1 protein-coding gene is annotated in these 1206 nt (G+C 71.7%); it reads right to left on the bottom strand.

Annotated elements, in window-relative coordinates:
- Window positions 1-7: 7 nt before the first annotated feature.
- Window positions 8-1204, bottom strand: a complete 1197-nt coding sequence (locus ABT299_RS52750) for a homogentisate 1,2-dioxygenase (protein ID WP_500255493.1) — start codon at window positions 1202-1204, stop codon at window positions 8-10.
- Window positions 1205-1206 lie beyond the last annotated feature (2 nt).

Raw genomic sequence — 1206 nt, 5'->3', positions numbered from 1 at the left:
ACGTCGCTCATGGGGTCCGCCTTCCCGCCCAGGTCCACGCGTATGCGGGGTCCTCGCAGGCCAGGCCGCCCTCGCCGAGTTCGAGGGGGCGGAAGGTGTCGACCATGACGGCCAGCTCGTCGAAGAACTCGGCGCCGATGCTGCGCTCGTACGCGCCGGGCTGCGGGCCGTGCGCGAGGCCGCCGGGGTGGACCGAGACCGAGCCCTGCCCGATGCCGGAGCCCTTGCGCGCCTCGTAGTCGCCGCCGCAGTAGAACATGACCTCGTCGGAGTCGACGTTGGAGTGGTAGTACGGCACCGGGATGGACAGCGGGTGGTAGTCCACCTTGCGCGGCACGAAGTTGCAGACGACGAAGTTGGCGCCCTCGAACACCTGGTGCACGGGCGGCGGCTGGTGGACGCGGCCGGTGATCGGTTCGAAGTCGTGGACGCTGAACGTGAACGGGTAGAGGCAGCCGTCCCAGCCGACGACGTCGAACGGGTGGTTGGCGTAGGTGAACCGCGTCCCGCCGATGCCGCGGGAGGTGCGGTGCTTGACGAGGACCTCGACGTCGGTGCCGTCGGCGGTGAGGATCTCGCCGGGGCCGTGCAGGTCGCGCTCGCAGTAGGGGGCGTGCTCCAGGAACTGCCCGAACCGCGACAGGTACCGCTTGGGCGGCGCGACGTGGCCGGTGGCCTCGATGACGTAGGCGCGCAGCGGCTCGTCCCCGGCGGGCAGCCAGCGGTGCGTGGTGGAGGTGGGGATGACGACGTAGTCGCCCGGCCTGGCGTCGAGCGCGCCGAAGACGGTCTCGACGGTCGCGGCGCCGGACTCGACGTAGACGATCTCGTCGCCGGTGGCGTTGCGGTACAGCGGCGAGTCCGCCGCGGACACGACGTAGGAGAGCCGGACGTCGGCGTTGCCGAGCAGCAGCCGGCGGCCCGTGACGGCGTCGGTGCCCGCCCAGGTCTCCTTGGGGAACAGGTCGTGGAGCCGGAGGTGGCGCGGCTTGAGCGGCTGGTTCGGCGTGGTGGCCGGGTCGGGCACGTCCCAGGGCCGCGAGTCGACGATCGCGGAGGGGATCTCGCGGTGGTACAGCAGCGAGGAGTCGGCGGAGAAGCCCTCCTCGCCCATCAGCTCCTCGAAGTAGAGCCGGCCGGACGCGTCCCGGTGCCGGGTGTGCCGTTTCGGCGGCACGTCGCCGACCCGCCGGTAGTGCGCCATGA

It is taken from the genome of Spirillospora sp. NPDC000708 (assembly GCF_040299565.1).
In the GTDB taxonomy this organism is placed as follows: Bacteria; Actinomycetota; Actinomycetes; order Streptosporangiales; family Streptosporangiaceae; genus Spirillospora.
This window is presented reverse-complemented; position numbering and strand designations above follow the sequence as displayed.

What these genes read in the sequence shown, in the direction of transcription:
- ABT299_RS52750 (WP_500255493.1), bottom strand. Translation starts at nt 1,204, where the DNA reads ATGGCGCACTACCGGCGGGTCGGCGACGTGCCGCCGAAACGGCACACC.